The sequence below is a fragment of the Oceaniglobus trochenteri genome, assembly GCF_020529025.1.
GTDB classification, from domain to species: Bacteria; Pseudomonadota; Alphaproteobacteria; order Rhodobacterales; family Rhodobacteraceae; genus Oceaniglobus; species Oceaniglobus trochenteri.
The window spans coordinates 57,416-73,600 of sequence record NZ_JACNMM010000009.1 but is presented as its reverse complement, the minus strand read 5'-3'; the positions used below and the strand labels follow the sequence as shown (position 1 = coordinate 73,600).

At 65.7% G+C, this 16,185-nt stretch carries 20 protein-coding genes; 4 read left to right on the top strand and 16 right to left on the bottom strand.

All coding sequences use genetic code 11. The annotated features are described in order from the left end of the window. Positions 1-12: 12 nt before the first annotated feature. The 8 genes from H7828_RS15940 to pyk all read right to left on the bottom strand — a co-directional run bounded on the left by H7828_RS15940 (position 13) and on the right by pyk (position 5,258). Positions 13-291 carry a YrhK family protein gene (locus H7828_RS15940; RefSeq protein ID WP_226782051.1) on the bottom strand — a complete coding sequence of 93 codons (279 nt, stop codon included), beginning with the start codon at positions 289-291 and terminating at the stop codon, positions 13-15. 58 nt (positions 292-349) lie between these two features. Continuing rightward, positions 350-1,420, bottom strand: coding sequence for a phenylalanine--tRNA ligase subunit alpha (pheS, locus tag H7828_RS15935; protein ID WP_226782050.1), 1,071 nt, complete (start codon positions 1,418-1,420; stop codon positions 350-352). 67 nt (positions 1,421-1,487) lie between these two features. Then, positions 1,488-2,231, bottom strand: a complete 744-nt coding sequence (locus tag H7828_RS15930) for a glutaredoxin (RefSeq protein ID WP_226782049.1) — start codon at positions 2,229-2,231, stop codon at positions 1,488-1,490. Positions 2,232-2,240: 9 nt separating this feature from the next. After that, positions 2,241-2,723, bottom strand: a complete 483-nt coding sequence (locus tag H7828_RS15925) for a DUF305 domain-containing protein (RefSeq protein ID WP_226782048.1) — start codon at positions 2,721-2,723, stop codon at positions 2,241-2,243. A gap of 134 nt (positions 2,724-2,857) precedes the next feature. Next, positions 2,858-3,223 carry a 50S ribosomal protein L20 gene (gene rplT / locus H7828_RS15920; protein WP_226782047.1) on the bottom strand — a complete coding sequence of 122 codons (366 nt, stop codon included), beginning with the start codon at positions 3,221-3,223 and terminating at the stop codon, positions 2,858-2,860. A gap of 12 nt (positions 3,224-3,235) precedes the next feature. Beyond that, a complete protein-coding gene (gene rpmI, locus H7828_RS15915) occupies positions 3,236-3,436 on the bottom strand; it encodes a 50S ribosomal protein L35 (RefSeq protein ID WP_226782046.1) in 201 nt (66 codons plus the stop codon). Between the two features lie 122 nt (positions 3,437-3,558). Continuing rightward, positions 3,559-3,783: a hypothetical protein gene (locus H7828_RS15910; RefSeq protein WP_226782045.1), complete on the bottom strand. Its 225-nt coding sequence runs from the start codon at positions 3,781-3,783 to the stop codon at positions 3,559-3,561. 29 nt (positions 3,784-3,812) lie between these two features. Further along, the gene (gene pyk / locus H7828_RS15905) at positions 3,813-5,258 is read right to left on the bottom strand and encodes a pyruvate kinase (protein WP_226782044.1); all 1,446 of its coding nucleotides are present in this window, start codon (positions 5,256-5,258) and stop codon (positions 3,813-3,815) included. A 191-nt stretch (positions 5,259-5,449) separates the two neighbouring features. Between pyk and H7828_RS15900 the strand changes: the two genes are divergently transcribed. Beyond that, complete coding sequence (locus tag H7828_RS15900; RefSeq protein ID WP_226782043.1) at positions 5,450-5,740, top strand: DUF1244 domain-containing protein; 291 nt, start codon at positions 5,450-5,452, stop codon at positions 5,738-5,740. Between the two features lie 153 nt (positions 5,741-5,893). Here H7828_RS15900 and H7828_RS15895 read toward each other — a convergent pair whose 3' ends face one another. From H7828_RS15895 to dgcN, 4 genes are all read right to left on the bottom strand, one after another. Next, positions 5,894-6,751, bottom strand: a complete 858-nt coding sequence (locus H7828_RS15895; RefSeq protein ID WP_226782042.1) for a D-amino-acid transaminase — start codon at positions 6,749-6,751, stop codon at positions 5,894-5,896. A 54-nt stretch (positions 6,752-6,805) separates the two neighbouring features. After that, on the bottom strand, positions 6,806-7,603 hold the full coding sequence (locus H7828_RS15890) for a CE1 family esterase (protein WP_226782041.1): 798 nt from the start codon (positions 7,601-7,603) through the stop codon (positions 6,806-6,808). A gap of 73 nt (positions 7,604-7,676) precedes the next feature. Continuing rightward, a complete protein-coding gene (dgcA, locus tag H7828_RS15885) occupies positions 7,677-8,642 on the bottom strand; it encodes an N-acetyl-D-Glu racemase DgcA (protein WP_226782040.1) in 966 nt (321 codons plus the stop codon). A 24-nt stretch (positions 8,643-8,666) separates the two neighbouring features. Further along, positions 8,667-9,668, bottom strand: coding sequence for an N-acetyltransferase DgcN (dgcN, locus tag H7828_RS15880; RefSeq protein WP_226782039.1), 1,002 nt, complete (start codon positions 9,666-9,668; stop codon positions 8,667-8,669). A gap of 237 nt (positions 9,669-9,905) precedes the next feature. Here dgcN and H7828_RS15875 point away from each other — a divergent pair, with 237 nt between their 5' ends. Together H7828_RS15875 and H7828_RS15870 are read left to right on the top strand one after the other, a co-directional pair. Next, positions 9,906-10,862, top strand: a complete 957-nt coding sequence (locus H7828_RS15875) for an L-malyl-CoA/beta-methylmalyl-CoA lyase (protein WP_226782038.1) — start codon at positions 9,906-9,908, stop codon at positions 10,860-10,862. A 262-nt stretch (positions 10,863-11,124) separates the two neighbouring features. Then, complete coding sequence (locus H7828_RS15870; protein ID WP_226782037.1) at positions 11,125-12,087, top strand: acetyl-CoA carboxylase carboxyltransferase subunit alpha; 963 nt, start codon at positions 11,125-11,127, stop codon at positions 12,085-12,087. A 108-nt stretch (positions 12,088-12,195) separates the two neighbouring features. Here H7828_RS15870 and H7828_RS15865 read toward each other — a convergent pair whose 3' ends face one another. Genes H7828_RS15865 through H7828_RS15850 form a run of 4 tightly spaced genes read right to left on the bottom strand, consistent with a single transcriptional unit; the run spans position 12,196 to position 15,182 of the window. After that, positions 12,196-12,807 carry a pyridoxamine 5'-phosphate oxidase family protein gene (locus tag H7828_RS15865; protein ID WP_226782036.1) on the bottom strand — a complete coding sequence of 204 codons (612 nt, stop codon included), beginning with the start codon at positions 12,805-12,807 and terminating at the stop codon, positions 12,196-12,198. Positions 12,808-12,859: 52 nt separating this feature from the next. Continuing rightward, a complete protein-coding gene (locus H7828_RS15860) occupies positions 12,860-13,606 on the bottom strand; it encodes a lysophospholipid acyltransferase family protein (protein WP_226782035.1) in 747 nt (248 codons plus the stop codon). Further along, on the bottom strand, positions 13,606-14,505 hold the full coding sequence (locus H7828_RS15855; RefSeq protein ID WP_226782210.1) for a cell division protein FtsX: 900 nt from the start codon (positions 14,503-14,505) through the stop codon (positions 13,606-13,608). Before H7828_RS15855 ends, H7828_RS15860 begins: the two co-directional genes overlap by 1 nt. Then, complete coding sequence (locus tag H7828_RS15850; protein WP_226782034.1) at positions 14,505-15,182, bottom strand: cell division ATP-binding protein FtsE; 678 nt, start codon at positions 15,180-15,182, stop codon at positions 14,505-14,507. Before H7828_RS15850 ends, H7828_RS15855 begins: the two co-directional genes overlap by 1 nt. Before the next feature lie 168 nt (positions 15,183-15,350). Between H7828_RS15850 and H7828_RS15845 the strand changes: the two genes are divergently transcribed. Continuing rightward, entirely contained in the window at positions 15,351-16,166 is an 816-nt protein-coding gene (locus tag H7828_RS15845) for a zinc-ribbon domain-containing protein (protein ID WP_226782033.1), read from the top strand. Positions 16,167-16,185: the final 19 nt, after the last annotated feature.

The window sequence follows — 16,185 nt, the reverse complement described above, 5'->3', positions numbered from 1 at the left end:
GTCAGCTTTCGGTTATTCAGCGCGGTCGGATAGGTCGGAAAAATCGCCCATGCGGTAGAGTCTTATCTCGCGGCCCAGTCGCAGCGTAGGCTTCAACGCAAACAGAAGCGAGCCGACAACGAACAACCAGGTTCCCGTGTATTGCCATGCTTCCCGAAAGAACATGACGGACCCCACAAGAAAACAGACGGCCGCCGCGAAATCGGCCATCGTGTGGGCCAGTTCATAGCGGGCATAGAGCCGCCGGCTTTCGGCCGAGCGTTGGCGCGCTTCATGGCGGAACAGTCTCATTCTGCCTCCTGCGTTTTGCGCTCCACCAGACAAGATCGGATGGCGGAGCTGCGGATCACTACACCCCACCATGCAGAGTCGGCACCGCCAGCGGGCTGAACCCGTAATGGCGCAGCCAGCGCAGGTCGGAATCGAAGAAGGCGCGCAGGTCGGGGATGCCGTATTTCAGCATGGCGATCCGGTCGATGCCCATGCCGAAGGCGAAGCCCTGCCATTGGTCGGGGTCGATGCCGCCGGCCTTCAGAACCGAGGGGTGCACCATGCCCGAGCCCAGCACCTCGAGCCAGCCGTCGCCCTCGCCCACGCGCACCTGGCCGTCTTCCCAGGAACACTGGATATCCACCTCGGCCGAGGGTTCGGTGAAGGGGAAATGCGAGGCGCGGAAGCGGGTTTTCACCGTGGTGCCGAAATAGGCGGTGAAGAATTCCTCAAGCACCCATTTCAGGTTGGCCATCGAGATCGACTTGTCCAGCGCCAGGCCTTCGACCTGGTGGAACATCGGCGTGTGGGTCTGGTCGTAATCGGCGCGATAGACACGGCCCGGCGCGATGATGCGGATCGGCGCGCCCTGCTCCTGCATGGTGCGGATCTGCACCGGGCTGGTGTGGGTGCGCAGCACGTGGGGCGGGCGGTTGTCGCCCTCGGCACGGTGCATGTAGAAGGTATCCATCTCACCCCGCGCGGGGTGATGGCTGGGAATGTTCAGCGCGTCGAAATTGTAGAAATCGGTTTCGATCTGCGGGCCCTCGGCCACGGCAAAGCCCATGTCGGCAAAGATGGCCGTCACCTCCTCCCAGACCTGGGACACCGGGTGGATCGTGCCCATGGCCGCCCCGCGCGACCGCCCCGGCAGCGTCACGTCCAGCCATTCACCGCGCAGCCGTTCCTCAAGGGCGGCATCGCCCAAGGCCTGCTTGCGCGCGGCAATGGCGCTGGTGATCTCGTCCTTGAGCGCGTTCAGCGCGGGGCCGGCCACCTGGCGTTCTTCCGGGGTCATGCGACCCAGTTCGCGCATCTTCAGCGAAACTTCGCCCTTCTTGCCGATGGCCGCGAGGCGCACGGTTTCAAGCGCCGATTCATCCGCCGCCCCGGCCACCTCGGTCAGGTATTTCTGTCGCAGTTCTTCCATGGCGGCCTCCGGCAAAGTGGGTTGCGCTGTCAGCTATCCCGTTGCGGCGCCGCTTGCAAGTTTGCGCTTATTTCAGAAGCATCCAAAGGGCCATGGCGACCATCATCAGGTTCTCGGTCAGCGACACGAACCCCAGCGGCACGTTCGAGCTGCCGCCCATGCAAGCACATTTCAGCTCGCGCTTGTCGATATAGACCGCCTTGAACACCGAAACCGCGCCGATTCCGCCGATGAACAGGGCCACGGGCGCGGCCAGCCAGATCAGCGCGCCCGATATCATCAAGACACCGGCCAGCGCCTCGCCGAAGGGATAGACATAGCCGTAGGGCACCCAGCGCCGCGCAAGAACGTCATAGTTCAGGAACATGGTCGAGAAACTCTCGACATCGCGCAGCTTCTGCACGGCCAGAAGGCACATGGAAAAGGCGATGAACCATTCTCCAGCCCGCACCGTCAGGATGCTGCCATAAGCGGCCCAACTGGCGGCCAGCGCCATGGCCAGCCCCATGCCGAACAGGGCGAACACCGGGGTGTAGGTGGTTTCGTCCTCGCCGGTCAGCGGAATGCCGAAATGGGCGCGCAGATCGTCATAGCCGCCGATCCTTTCGTCGTCGATGAAGGTCTGCGGCGTGGTTTCGACCCCGTGCTTTTCCATGAAGGCATCGGTTTCGTCGCGCGTTGTCAGGTGGTGATCTTCAACGTCGTATCCCTTCGCCTCAAGCAGGGCCTTCGACTTCAACCCGTAGGGGCACAGGTGGTCGGGCATCACCATGCGGTAAAGGCGGGCTCTCTTCGCGCTGTCACTGGACATGGGGTTTCCTCACTTTCCGTCGATTTCCGGGGTCGCGGCCGGACCGCCGCGCAGGTCGGCCAGAAGCGCCTTCATTTCGGCGATCTCGCGCCGCTGGGTTTCGATGATTCCATCGGCCAGCCTGCGCACCCGCGGGTCCGAGATTTCGGCCCTTTCGCTGGTCAGGATGGCGATCGAATGATGCGGGATCATCGCCGACATCCAGGCCTCGTCACCCACGGTATCCTGGCTGCGCACGAGATAGAGCGCGGCACCAAAGACAAGAACCGCACCCACAAAGATCGAAAGATTGATCTTCCGGTCGGTGTACATTCCCAGCATGAAGGCCAGCATGACCACGGCCATCGCCGCGCCCATGTAAAGCGCCATCCACATGCGCGTCTGGCTGAACATCACGTGATCAAGGGCATAGGTGTTCAGGTACATCAGCCCGAACATCACCACGGTCGAACTGGCGATCATGGCGGCAAAGCGCAGATATGACGGTTTCATGCGGGGTCTCCTTCCTTCGGGCCTGCGCGAACGGGCGGCTTTGGGAAAGGAAACGCCCCTCCTGCGCTGGAAGGTTCCGCAACGAAAAGGGCCGCCCCCGAAGGAGCGGCCCACAATCTGCAATGCAGAGGCGATCAGGCGGCCAGGGCGGCCTGTGCCTTCGACACGATGGCACCGAAGGCATCGGGCTCGTTCACGGCCAGATCGGCCAGAACCTTGCGGTCGACATCGATGCCGGCCAGCGACAGGCCGTTGATGAAGCGGCTGTAGGTCAGCGCCTCGTCATGGCTGCGCACGGCGGCGTTGATCCGCTGAATCCACAGGGCGCGGAAGTTGCGCTTGCGGTTCTTGCGGTCGCGCGTGGCGTACTGGTTGGCCTTGTCCACGGCCTGCGTGGCGGTCTTGAACGCGGTGCTGCGACGGCCATAATAGCCTTTCGCGGCCTTCAGAACCTTCTTGTGACGGGCGTGGGCGACGGTTCCACCTTTGACTCTCGACATGGATCTGTCTCCTTAACCGGCGTAGGGCATGTAAGATTTGGCAAGCTTCTGGTCCGGCTCGCTCAGAACACGGGTACCACGGGCGTCACGAATGAACTTCGTGCTGCGCTTGATCATGCCGTGCCGCTTGCCGGCATAGCCGCCGACGATCTTGCCGGTCGCCGTCACCTTGAAGCGCTTCTTGGCGCTCGACTTCGTCTTCATCTTGGGCATTTCCGTCTCCTGTTCATTGGGTCGGGTTTACGCGCGACTCGGCATGCCACATTGGCCGGACGCACGGCAGAGAGCGCCGTATACGGGCGCGGATGGAAAACGGCAAGCGCAAATTCACCGGTTCAGTGGATCACCATGCCGACGACATGCACGAAGGCGCCGGGGATCTCGTCAAGGGTATAGCCGCCGGGCCGCTTGGTGATCGCCCAATAGATGGCCCCCCCGGCCAGGACGATCAGCACCATGGCGGCCCGCGGCGGGCGCGATTCCGAAAAGGAGGACAAAAGCGACGGAACGGCGAGCGCAAGGAAGATGACACCCAGCACGATGGCAATATCAGGGTCCACGCTCACCTCCCCGGCTTGGATGGCCGATGTTATTCGGGATCTCCCGCGAAAATCAACCTTTCTTCGCAGGGGGCGACCCGCAGGATGTTGGTGGTGCCGGGCATGTTGAAGGGCACACCGGCCGTCACGACGATCAGGTCTTCGCGGGTGGCGAAGCCTTCGGCCAGCGCGGCCCGGGCCGAGGCGACGACCGCGCCCTTGAACCGGTCGACCGCCCGCACCATCACGCAATGCAGCCCCCAGGTCAGGCACAGCCGGCGCGCGGTGCCTTCCACGTGGGTCATGGCCAGGATCGGCACACGCGGGCGTTCGCGCGCGACAAGGCTGGCTGTCGTGCCCGACTGCGAGAAACAGCAGATCGCCTTGATCTCGGTGGTTTCCGCGATTTCGCGCGCCGCCGATACGATGGCATCGGCCACGGTTTCCTTGCGCCCGCCCCGGCTTGCCTCGATCACCTCGCGGTAGGTCAGGTCGCTTTCCACCTCGATGGCGACGGCGTTCATAGTCGTCACCGCCTCGATCGGGAAGCTGCCCGCCGCCGATTCGGCCGAGAGCATGACCGCATCGGCGCCCTCGTAGATCGCGGCGGCCACGTCCGACACCTCGGCCCGGGTGGGCATGGGCGATTCGATCATGGATTCCAGCATCTGGGTGGCCACGATCACCGGCTTGGCGGCCGCGCGGCACTTGCGCACCAGGCGCTTCTGGATCGGCGGCACGTTCTGCACCGGCAGTTCGACGCCAAGATCGCCCCGGGCCACCATGATGCCGTCGGATGCTGCAAGGATCGCGTCAAAGTTCTTCACCGCCGAGGGCTTCTCGATCTTGCTGAGGATCGCGGCGCGGCCATAGGCCAGATCGCGCGCCTCGGCCACATCCTCGGGCCGCTGGACAAACGACAGGGCAAGCCAGTCGACCCCCAGGTCACAGACGAAATCCAGATCCTTGCGGTCCTTCTTGGAAAGCGCGGCAAGGGGCAGAACCACGTCGGGCACGTTCACGCCCTTGCGGTTCGAGATCACGCCCCCCACCGTCACTTCGCAATCGGCATGGTCCTTGCCGCATTCCTTGACCCGCAGACGGATCTTGCCGTCATTGACCAAAAGGGTCGCCCCGGGCTCAAGCGCCGCGAAAATCTCGGGATGGGGCAGGCAGACGCGGGTTGCGTCGCCATCCGCCTTGTCAAGGTCAAGGCGGAAATCCTGCCCGACGGCCAGATCCTCTTCGCCATTGGCAAAGACGCCGACGCGCAGCTTCGGCCCCTGAAGATCGGCCAGAATGGCGATCGGGCGGCCAAGGTCGGATTCGATTCGCCGGATGATGGCATGGCGGGCAGCGATCTCGCTGTGGTCGCCATGGCTCATGTTCAGGCGGAACACGTCGGCGCCAGCCTCGAACAGGGCGCGGATCGTCTCGTAATCATTGGATGCGGGGCCGAGCGTGGCGACGATCTTGACGTTGCGAAGGCGTCTCATGTGGGCCTTTTCCTTCATGCGGGTCATCGTTGTGACGGGTCGCGGCGGTTATGGCGCAAAAATGTTAGCGGTACAACTGGCGCCGGCATGCCGGACCATCCATGCCCGAAATCCCCGAAGAATGGATGAAGGCCAGCGCTTGACGAAAGCGGCGCGCGATCCCACCCTCGCATCAACCATTGGAGGATGACATGGACCGCGACACCGAAATCGAACTTCAGGCCGCCGCCTTTCGCCGCCTGCGCGATCACCTGGCAGAACGCACCGATGCCCAGAACATCGACATGATGAATCTTGCCGGGTTCTGCCGCAACTGCCTCAGCCGCTGGTACCAGGAGGCCGCCAACGAACGCGGTATCGAGATGGGCAAGGAAGAAGCGCGCGAGGCCTTCTATGGCATGCCCTACGATACCTGGAAGGAAAAGCACCAGACCGAGGCGACAGCCGAACAGAAGGCCGCCTTCGCCAAGACGCACCAATAAGGAAACGCCGCTGCGCGGCGTGCCTGCGGCATGAGTATTTGTCGGCAAGAAAGAGAGGGGCGGCGCTGGGGGAAACCTGCGCCGCCTCTTTCTTGCCGGCAAATACTCAAAAATCCGACGGCCCGGGCACGCGCCGGGGCTTCGAAGGCACGCCTAGACGGCGGCCTTGCGGCTTTCGTCCAGGTAGATTTCGCGCAGGCGGGGGGCGACGCGGCCGACCTTGCCATCGCCCACGGGCGCGCCGTCGATCTCGACCACCGGCATCACGAAACTCGAGGCCGAGGTGATGAAGGCCTCGTCGGCGGCCTTGGCCTCGTCCAGGGTGAAGGCGCGCTCCTCGACCTCCATCTGCGCCTCGCGGGCGAACCGCAGCACGGCGGCACGGGTGATGCCATGCAGGATCTCGGTGCCCAGGTTGCGGGTGATGATCTTGCCGTTCTTGACGATATAGGCGTTGTTGCTGGTGCCTTCGGTGATCTTGCCGTCCTCGACCATCCAGGCGTCATGGGCACCGGCGGCCTTGGCCATCATCTTGCCCATCGAGGGGTAGAGCAGTTGCACCGTCTTGATGTCGCGCCGCCCCCAGCGCTGATCCTCGATGCTGATCACCTTCATGCCCGTGGTTGCCATCGGGTTCTCGGCCAGGCCCGGCTTGGACTGGGTGAAAAGCACGATGGTTTGCGGCGTATCCTCGGCGGGGTAGGCGAAATCGCGGTCGGCGGCGCCGCGGGTGATCTGAAGATAGATCAGACCGTCGCCGATGTCGTTGCGGCGCACCAGTTCGCGATGCACCTCAAGCAGGTCTTCCTTGCTGATCGGATTGCCCATCTCAAGTTCGCCCAGCGACCGGGCAAGACGGGTGGCGTGGCCGTCGAAATCGATCAGCTTGCCGTCCAGAACCGAGGTGACCTCGTAAACGCCATCGGCAAAGAGAAACCCGCGGTCGAAGATCGAAACCTTCGCCTCGTCCTCGGGCAGGTATTGACCATTGAGATAGACGGTACGGGTCATCGGAGCTCTCCTTGCGATATCTGCCTGACGGAGTGCGGCGCGCGGGCCTGCCTGTCAAGACCCGCCAAGCACCCTCTCGACCCCGTGGCGCAGGCGGCGCGTCGAAAAGCCGTGGCCGCCGTCGAAGGTGCAGAACTCCAGCAGCTTGCCGCCCGGGTTGCGCGATTGCGTGCAGCGCATCCCGTCCGGCGCGGGCACGCCCTGGGCCGTTTCGGTGAAATTGCCATGTGCGGCATACATCGCGAGGGCCCTGTGCACGTCGCCCTGCCTTGCCGGGCCAATGGTGCGCCCCGTCAGCGGCACCGTGCCGTCCTGCGTGCCGTGAAGATGTACAAGGTTCGCCGCTGGCGTCGGGCAGGATTGCGGCACCGGCGCCCAGAAGGTGCCCGACATCGGCACGAAGCCGGCAAAGCTCTCGGACATGCCGCAGGCCATGGTCCAGGTCATCATGCCACCGGCCGAAAACCCGCTGAAGACCAGTTTCGTGCTGTCGAGGTGCATGTGGCTGGCCAGATCCCGCAGCACCGCCGCGACATAGGCGAATTCCGCCGCCTCGCCCTGCTGCGGGGCGCTGGGGCGGTGGGCCAGGTTCCAGTCGTCGCCCCTCGACTTGAGCGCCACCAGCGCCATGCCCAGATCATCCGCCAGCCGCCTCAGGGCCTTGTTGCGCATGGCCCCGGCCGCACTGCCCCGATAGCCGTGGGCATAAAACAGCGCGCCCATCGGTTGCCCGGCGTCTGCGGGCACATAAAGCCGATAGGTCCGCTCTCCCACCTTGCAATCGCTGTCGGGCCCGCAGGCCAGAGCGGGGCCGGCGGCCACCATCATGAGAAGGGCAATCATCAGGCGCATGGCACGGCTCCGCTGTGGTTTGCCCCACCCTGTCGGAAAGCCCCCGAAAGCGGGAGTCACCTTGCCGTGAGGCTCAGCCCCAGAGCGCCGCGTCCGGCGGATGCACCCCGGCGGCATCAAAGCGCAGGGGGGTCTCCCGATCTTCGGCCAGCAACAGCGGGCCATCGAGATCGGTAAAGGCGGCCCCCTGCGCCAGCAGCACCGCCGGCGCCATGGCCAGCGATGTGCCCACCATGCAGCCCACCATCACGCCGAAACCGGCGCTGCGGGCGGCATCGCGCAGGGCCAGCGCCTCGGTCAGCCCGCCGGTCTTGTCCAGCTTGATGTTGATGACATCGTATTTGCCCGCCAGATCGGCAAGCGAGCCACGGTCATGGCAGGATTCATCGGCGCAGACCGGCAGCGGGCGGGCGATTTCACCCAGCATCCCGTCTTCTCCGGCGGGCAGCGGCTGTTCCACCAGCTTCACGCCCATGCGCACCAGGTGCGGCGCAAGGTCGGTATAGACATCGGCGCTCCAGCCTTCGTTCGCATCGACGATGATCGCCGCATCGGGCGCCCCGGCCCGCACCGCCTCAAGCCGCACCATGTCGTCGGGGGTGCCCAGCTTGATCTTCAGAAGCGGGCGATGCGCGTGACGTGCCGCCGCCGCGCGCATCTTCTCGGGCGTGTCCAGCGACAGGGTGAAGGCCGTGATCTCGGGGCCGGGCGCCGCCAGTCCGGCCAGCTCCCACACCCGCTTGCCCGCCTGCTTGGCGGCAAGATCCCACAGCGCGCAATCCACCGCGTTGCGCCCCGCCCCCGGCTCCATCACCTCCTGCAACCGGGCGCGGGTGATGTCGGCGGGCAGCGCGTCGATCTGGGCGGTGACGCTTTCGGGCGTTTCGCCATAGCGGGCATAGGGCACGCATTCGCCCCAGCCGCGGCTGCTGCCATCCTCAAGCCGCACGGTCAGCACCCGCGCCTCGGTGCGCGAACCGCGCGAGATGGTGAAAGCCTCGGCCAGGCGGAAGGTGTCGGTGGTCACGCTGCGCTGCATCGGGATACTCCTTTGGCGGTAAGCCTACAGCGCCTGCAGCGCATCGACCAGATTGGCCGTGCCGAAACGGTAGGGGTCGGTGCAGGGCAGGCCCATGCGTGTCTCGGTCTCTGCGATCAGGCGGCGCGCCTCATCCTCGCCCAAGGCCTTGGTGTTCATCGACACGCCCACAACCTGCGCCGCCGGATTGGCGATCCGCGCAAGCGGCAGCGCGGTGTCGCGCAATTGCTCAAGCGAGGGCAGGCCATAGTCGGGCAGGCCACGCATGTGGGTGCGCGTCGGTTCGTGGCACAGCACCATGGCATCGGGCTGCCCGCCGTGGATCAGCGCCAGCGTCACGCCGGAATAGGAGACGTGGAACAGGCTCCCCTGCCCCTCGATATGGTCCCAGTGGTCCGGGTCGTTGTCGGGCGTCAGATATTCCACGGCCCCCGCCATGAAATCGGCGATCACCGCATCCAGAGGCACACCGCCCCCGGTGATCAGGATGCCGGTCTGCCCGGTGGGGCGGAAGGTCGATTTCATGCCCCGCCCGCGCATCTCGGCATCCATCGCCATGCCCGTGTACATCTTGCCCACCGAACAGTCGGTGCCGATGGCCAGGCAGCGCTTGCCGGTCCGCTTCTTGCCGTTGGCAATGGGATAGGCGACGGTGGGAATGCGCACGTCATGCAGGGTGGAATTGTACATCCGCGCGGCCGCGATCAGATCGTTCTCGTTGCGCAGCAGGTTGTGCAGGCCCGCAGCCAGATCGAAACCCATCTTGATGGCCTCGATCAGAACGGCCTTCCACTTGTCCGAAATCACCCCGCCCCGGTTGGCCACACCGATCACCAGGGTCTTCACCCCGGCGGCCTTCGCTTCGGCCAGGGTCATGTCGGGCAGGCCCATGTCGGCGCCACAGCCGGGCAGGCGCAACTGGCCCAGGGCCACATCGGGGTTCCAGTCGCGAATGCCCTGGGCCACCTTGGCCGCAAGGGCATCGGGCGCGTCACCGAGAAAAAGAAGATAGGGGGTCTGGATCATGGTGGTCATCCTCTTAGGTTCGGGACAGCATAGCGCGTTTCAGTGAAAGAGGCTTCCTGTCTCGGCGCTGATCGCGGCCATTCATGAAGATCCTTCGATCCCCAAGCCATTTCACGCAAGATACCTGCGTCGAACCTTCGTGCAGCCCGAAAGCGACCCGCCGCAACGGCTTGCAAGGCTCATGGCAATATCATACCAAAAACCAACCGCCAAAAGAACTATTATTGCGAGGCTCCAATGTCGTTCCGCGTGCAACCCCCCGCCCCCGCCCGCCCGAACCGCTGTCAGCTGTTCGGCCCCGGCTCGCGTCCGGCGATCTTCGAAAAGATGGCGGCCAGCGATGCCGATATCATAAACCTCGACCTGGAAGATTCCGTCGCCCCCGACGACAAGCAGAAGGCGCGCGCCAACATCATCCAGGCGATCAACGATATCGACTGGGGAAACAAGCACCTCAGCCTGCGCATCAACGGGCTGGACACGCCCTGGTGGTATCGCGACGTGATCGAGGTGCTGGAACAGGCTGGCCCGCGCCTTGACCAGATCATGATCCCCAAGGTCGGTTGCGCCGCCGATGTCTATGCCGTCGACGCCCTGGTGACCGCCGTCGAAGCCGCGAAGGGGCGCACCAAACCCCTCGCGCTCGAGGTCATCATCGAAACCGCAGCCGGCATCGCCCATGTCGAAGAGATCGCCGCCAGCTCGCCCCGCCTCCAGGCCATGAGCCTGGGCGCCGCCGATTTCGCCGCCTCCATGGGCATGCAGACCACGGGCATCGGCGGGACGCAGGAACACTACTACATGCACCACGAGGGGCGGAAATACTGGTCCGATCCCTGGCATTGGGCACAGACGGCCATCGTCGCCGCCTGCCGCACCCATGGCGTGCTGCCGGTGGATGGCCCCTTCGGCGACTTCTCCGACGACGAAGGCTTTCGCGCCCAGGCCCTGCGCTCGGCCACCCTCGGGATGGTGGGCAAATGGGCGATCCACCCAAAGCAGGTGGCGCTGGCCAATGCCGTCTTCACCCCCTCGCCCGAGGCGGTGCAAGAGGCGCGCGACATCCTCGCCGCCATGGAACAGGCCAAGCGCGACGGCCAGGGCGCGGCGGTCTACAAGGGCCGCCTCGTCGATCTTGCCTCGGTCCGCCAGGCCGAAGTGATCGTGCGCCAGTCCGAGATGATCGCCACCTGACCCCTCTTTCTTGCCCGAAATACTCCCGCCGGAGGCTCCCGAACCCGCCGACCGTGCCAGGCTGGCAGGGGCACGCAAAACCTGCCGGGCGCGCCAGCCGCCCGAAGGGCGCAAACATCGTGTGCGCCGAAGGCGCTCCGCCAGGTCCCGGCAGATCAGGTGCATGTGGACATGACAGGACCACAGGGATCTTGCCGAGTTGCATTGCCCGGCGTGCATCGTCATATACACCACATTCTCGCGACCGCAGCAGGAGCATCCGATGACAACATATCTCGAGTTCGAAAAACCGCTTTCGGCCATCGAAGGCAAGGCCGAGGAACTGCGCGCCATGGGACGCGCGAACGAGGATATGGATGTCGAGAAGGAAGCCGCGGCGCTGGACAAGAAGGCCGCCGAGATGCTGGCCGATCTCTACAAGTCGCTCTCGCCCTGGGCGAAGTGCCAGGTGGCGCGCCACCCCTCGCGCCCGCATTGCAAGGATTACATCCAGGCCCTGTTCACCGAATACACCCCGCTTGCCGGTGACCGGAACTTTGCCGACGATCACGCCGTGATGGGTGGCATCGGGCGGCTGAACGACCGCCCGGTGATGGTGATCGGCCATGAAAAGGGCCATGACACCAAAACCCGGATCGAACGCAACTTCGGCATGGCCCGCCCCGAAGGCTATCGCAAGGCGATCCGCCTCATGGACCTGGCCGACCGCTTCAACATGCCCGTGGTTACCCTGGTGGACACCCCCGGCGCCTATCCCGGCAAGGGCGCGGAAGAGCGCGGCCAGTCCGAGGCCATCGCCCGCAGCACCCAGAAGTGCCTTGAGCTGGGCGTGCCGCTGATTTCGGTCATCATCGGCGAAGGCGGATCGGGCGGCGCCGTCGCCTTTGCCACCGCCTCGAAGCTGGCGATGCTGGAACACTCGATCTATTCTGTGATCTCGCCCGAGGGCTGTGCCTCGATCCTCTGGAAGGACGCCGAGAAGATGCGCGAAGCCGCCGAGGCCCTGCGCCTCACCGCCCAGGACCTCAAGAAGCTGGGCGTCATCGACCGGATCATCACCGAACCCCTGGGCGGCGCCCAGCGCGATTCGGCCAGTGCCGTGGCCAATGTGGGCAAGGCGGTCGAGGAGATGCTGACGGAGATGGACGGCATGTCACGCGCAGATGTGATCGCCCACCGGCGCAAGAAGTTCCTCGGGATGGGCGCCAAGGGCCTCGCGGCCTGAGGCCGGCCTGATTGCCGGAAAAGAAGGGGGGCTGTCTGCCCCCCGTCGCTGCGCGACTCCCCCCGAGGATATTTTCCGACCAAAGATGACAGGCGGTGCTTTCGCGGGCTACCACATGGTTTCGGCGGCGCGCCCGGCCCATTCGGAATCGTAGCCCTTGCCGCCGACCTGGCCCTGGGTAAGCGCGGCCAGCATCTGGCCCGCTGTCGGCAGATCCGCGCTGTCGTCGCGCCCCTGCCAGAGACCCGAGCGCAGGATGGCGCGGGCGCATTGGAAGTAAACCTCGGAGATCGTGATCACCGCGACGCTGCGCGGCCGTTTCCCGTTGCGTTCGAAGCTTTGGCACAGGTCCGCATCGGCGGTGACGATGGCGCGCCCGTTCACCCGCACCACGTTGCCCGATCCCGGCACCATGAACAGCAGCGACACGCGCGGATCGCGCAGGATGTTGCGCAGGGTGTCGATCCGGTTGTTGCCCCGCCAGTCGGGCAGGGCCAGCCGCTGCGCATCCAGTTCCCGCACCACGGGGCCGTCATCCCCCCGGGGCGAGGCATCGGTGCCCTCGGGCCCGACGGTGGACAGGATGCAGAAGCGCGAGGCCATGATCCAGCGGCGGTATTCGTCGTTCAGCGCCCCGGCCACCTTGCGGATCGAAGCCTCGGCCGGTGCGCCGTAAAGCGACTCAAGCGTCGCGAGGTCGGTGATCGGTTCGTATGTCATCTTTGCTGACCCTTGCCTTGCGCCGCCTTGGCCCTGGCGGCAAGTGACGCCCCTAAGCCTTGTCGATACGCGGCATGGTGAACCCCGCCTCGGCCATCAGGGCGTCGGAGCGGGTTTCGACCGCGGTTTCCAGTTGCGCCATGAACTGCGCCTTGGGAAGTCCCGGCGGGATCGGATCGAGGAATTCGACCACTGCCGTTCCCGGCTTGCGATAGACGCCGTGGCGGGGCCAGAAGACGCCCACGTTGCAGGCCACCGGCACGCAGGGTTGGCCCAACTGCTGATACAGGACGCCCGTGCCCGCCTTGTAGGGCATCCGCACCCCCGGAGCCACGCGCGTGCCCTGGGAATAGATCGTCACCTGCCCCGGCGTGGTATTTCCCGCATCGACGTCGCGCATCATCTTGATGATCGCCTGACCGCGCTTGCCTCTGTCGACGAAGATGCAGCCGATGCGCCAGGCGTATTGGCCCAGGATCGGTGCCCAGGCGAGTTCCTTCTTCATGATGAACCGGCCCCGCGGCATCGCCCCGAAGATCATCAGGATATCGAGGAACGACTGGTGCTTGGCCGCCACCAGGACCGGCCCGGTGGGGGGCGTGCCCCGCACCTCGGTCTTCAGCCCGATCATCCAGGCCGCCGACCATCGGACCCAGCGGCAATAGGTGTGGCAGGCCGCATAGGCGCCCCGCGCCGAGAACAGCGCCCAGGGCAGGAAGACCACCGCGATCACCGCCATCGCAAGATACATCGCAAAATTGAACACGAGCGAGCGCAGCCACTGGATGCCGTAGGCCATCAGGTAATCTCCTTCAATGCACGCAGGGCGGCCAGCCGGGTGGACCAGAACGCGATGACCGCCGCCAGGGGCGGGATGAACAGCGGCAGCAGCCACCCTGCCCCCTGAAACCCCAGCCCGGTCAGGAACCCGCCCGCCGGATCGGCGCGGGGCAGCAGCGCCATGGCGATCATGCCCAGGACGGTGCCAAAGGCCGCCCCGCTCAGCGCGCGCAGGGTGAAGCGGCGCACGAAGGCCCGGGCGATATAGGCATCGCGCGCGCCCACAAGGCGCAGCACGCGGATCACCTGGGCATTGGCCGAAAGCGCCGCGTTGGCCGCCAGCGTGATCATCGCCACCACCACCGCCCCGATCAGCAGCAGGCTGAACAGCCCCAGCGCGTTCAGCCGGCCCGCCGCCTCGATCAGAGGGCGGCGCCAGCGGGTGTGGTCATCGAGAACCGCGCCCGGCGTTTCCGCCTTCAGGCGCAGGCGCAGGCCCTCGGCGTCGTACCCGTCGCGGGTTTCGATCACCTCGATCAGCTGCGGAATGGGCAGGGTTTCGACCGGCAGGTCCGGCCCGAACCAGGGCGCCAGCAGGGCAAGCTGTTCGGCCGCGTCCAGCGGGCGGGCCGAGGCGACACCGCTGGTCGAGCGCAGCACCCGCAGCGCGGCCTCGGTCTGGGCCGCCATCTGGTCGGCGGGGGCCGAGATGCGCACGGTCGAGCTTTGCGCCAGTTCGCTGGACCAGCGATCGGCCAGCCGCCCCGTGGCCAGCGACAGGGCCAGGGCGAAGACCCCGAGAAAGGCCATGGCCGCCGCCGTCAGCAGGGTCAGCCGGGCGGTATAGCCGGTGGGCGGCACGGCACGATCGGCGCGCGGATCGCCCTTGAGGATCGTCACGATCTCGGACAGGCGCATCACAGGTCGGCCCCCGCCAGTTGCAACCGCCGGTCCTTGATCCGCAGCACCCGGGCGGCCACCTGCGCCTTGGCCTGGCGGATCAGGTTCAGATCGTGGGTGGCCACCAGGATCGCCTTGCCCATGCGGTTCAGTTCCACCAGCAGCGTCAGCAGGCGCAGCGACATCTCCCAATCCAGGTTGCCGGTGGGTTCGTCGGCAAGGATGACATCGGGCGACATGACGACGGCCCGCGCCAAGGCGGCGCGCTGCCGCTCTCCGCCCGAAAGTTCCGGCGGCAGGGCGCGCAGCTTCGACGACAGCCCGACCCAGGCCAGAAGTTCCTGCATCTCGGCCATGTTCGCCTCGGTGCTCTGGCCCGATACGGTCAGCGGCAGGGCGACGTTTTCAAGCAGCGGCAGATGGTCGAGGAACTGGCAATCCTGATGCACGATCCCGACGCGGCGGCGCACCGAGGCCACGCCATCGCGCCCGATCTCGTGGGCGGGACGCCCGAACAGGGTTACAGTGCCCTGGGTCGCCATCAGCTCCATGTAACACAGCTTGAGTAGGGTGGATTTGCCCGCGCCCGACGGCCCGGTCAGGAAGTGGAACGACCCCGGCGCCAGGCGCAGCGATATGTCCGACAGCAACGCATCGCCACCGTAACTATAGCTGACCTCATTCAACTCGATCACGACAAATCCCCGGCCCCAAGCGCGCCTTGCGGCATGTTCTGCCCCAGACCGTCGGGTGTTTCAATCATATCACGCGCCACGGGCAATATTGCAACGCCACCTCTTGATCTTCGCGCCATCCGCATGAAAGTGTTAACAAAGTCATGTTCAACGATCGAGGGGTCCGCAATGCGGCTGATTTGTCCGAATTGCGCAGCTGAATACGAGGTGGACGCCTCGATGATCCCGGACGAGGGGCGCGATGTGCAATGTTCGTCCTGCGGACATACCTGGTTTCAGCGCCCCGACACGGCCGAGGATGACCTGGCCGAAGAGATGGGCGTCACCCTTCCCGATCCGGCCTTCGAAGAGCCTGAACCGGATGAACCGCGCGCGCCTGCCGCTGCCCCCGCCCCCAAGGCCCGCCAGATGGACGAGGCCACGCGCGACATCCTGCGCGAAGAGGCCCGCCGCGAGGCCGAGGCCCGGCGGCGCGAACGGGGGGGCCGCGGCGGCCTTGAATCCCAGCCCGACCTGGGCCTGACCGACCCCGAGGGCGCGCAATCGCGCGCCGCCGCGGCAAAGGCCCGGCTGGCCCGCCTGCGCGACACCCCGGAAGAGGCGACCGAGCAGGAGGCCGAGGAAGCCGCCGTCGATGCCGCCGCGCCCGGATCGTCGCGGCGCGAACTTCTGCCCGACATCGAAGAGATCAACTCGACCCTCACCGCCACGGGTGACCGGCATGGCCCGGAAACCGTTGAGGAAGAGGAACAGGCCGCAGAAAGCCGCCGGGGGTTCCGGTTCGGCTTTTTCACCGTGTTCCTGACCATGGCGGTGCTCATGGCGATCTATCTTTTCGCACCGCAGATCGCCGCCGCCGTCCCGGCGCTCTCACCGGCCTTGACCGGCTATGTGGGCTGGGCCGACGGCGTTCTCGACGTGATCCGCGCCGGCCTGCAACAGGCGGTGGGCGTCATGCAGGGGCTGATCGGCACCGACGGCTGAGCGGCACCGCCCGACGGCG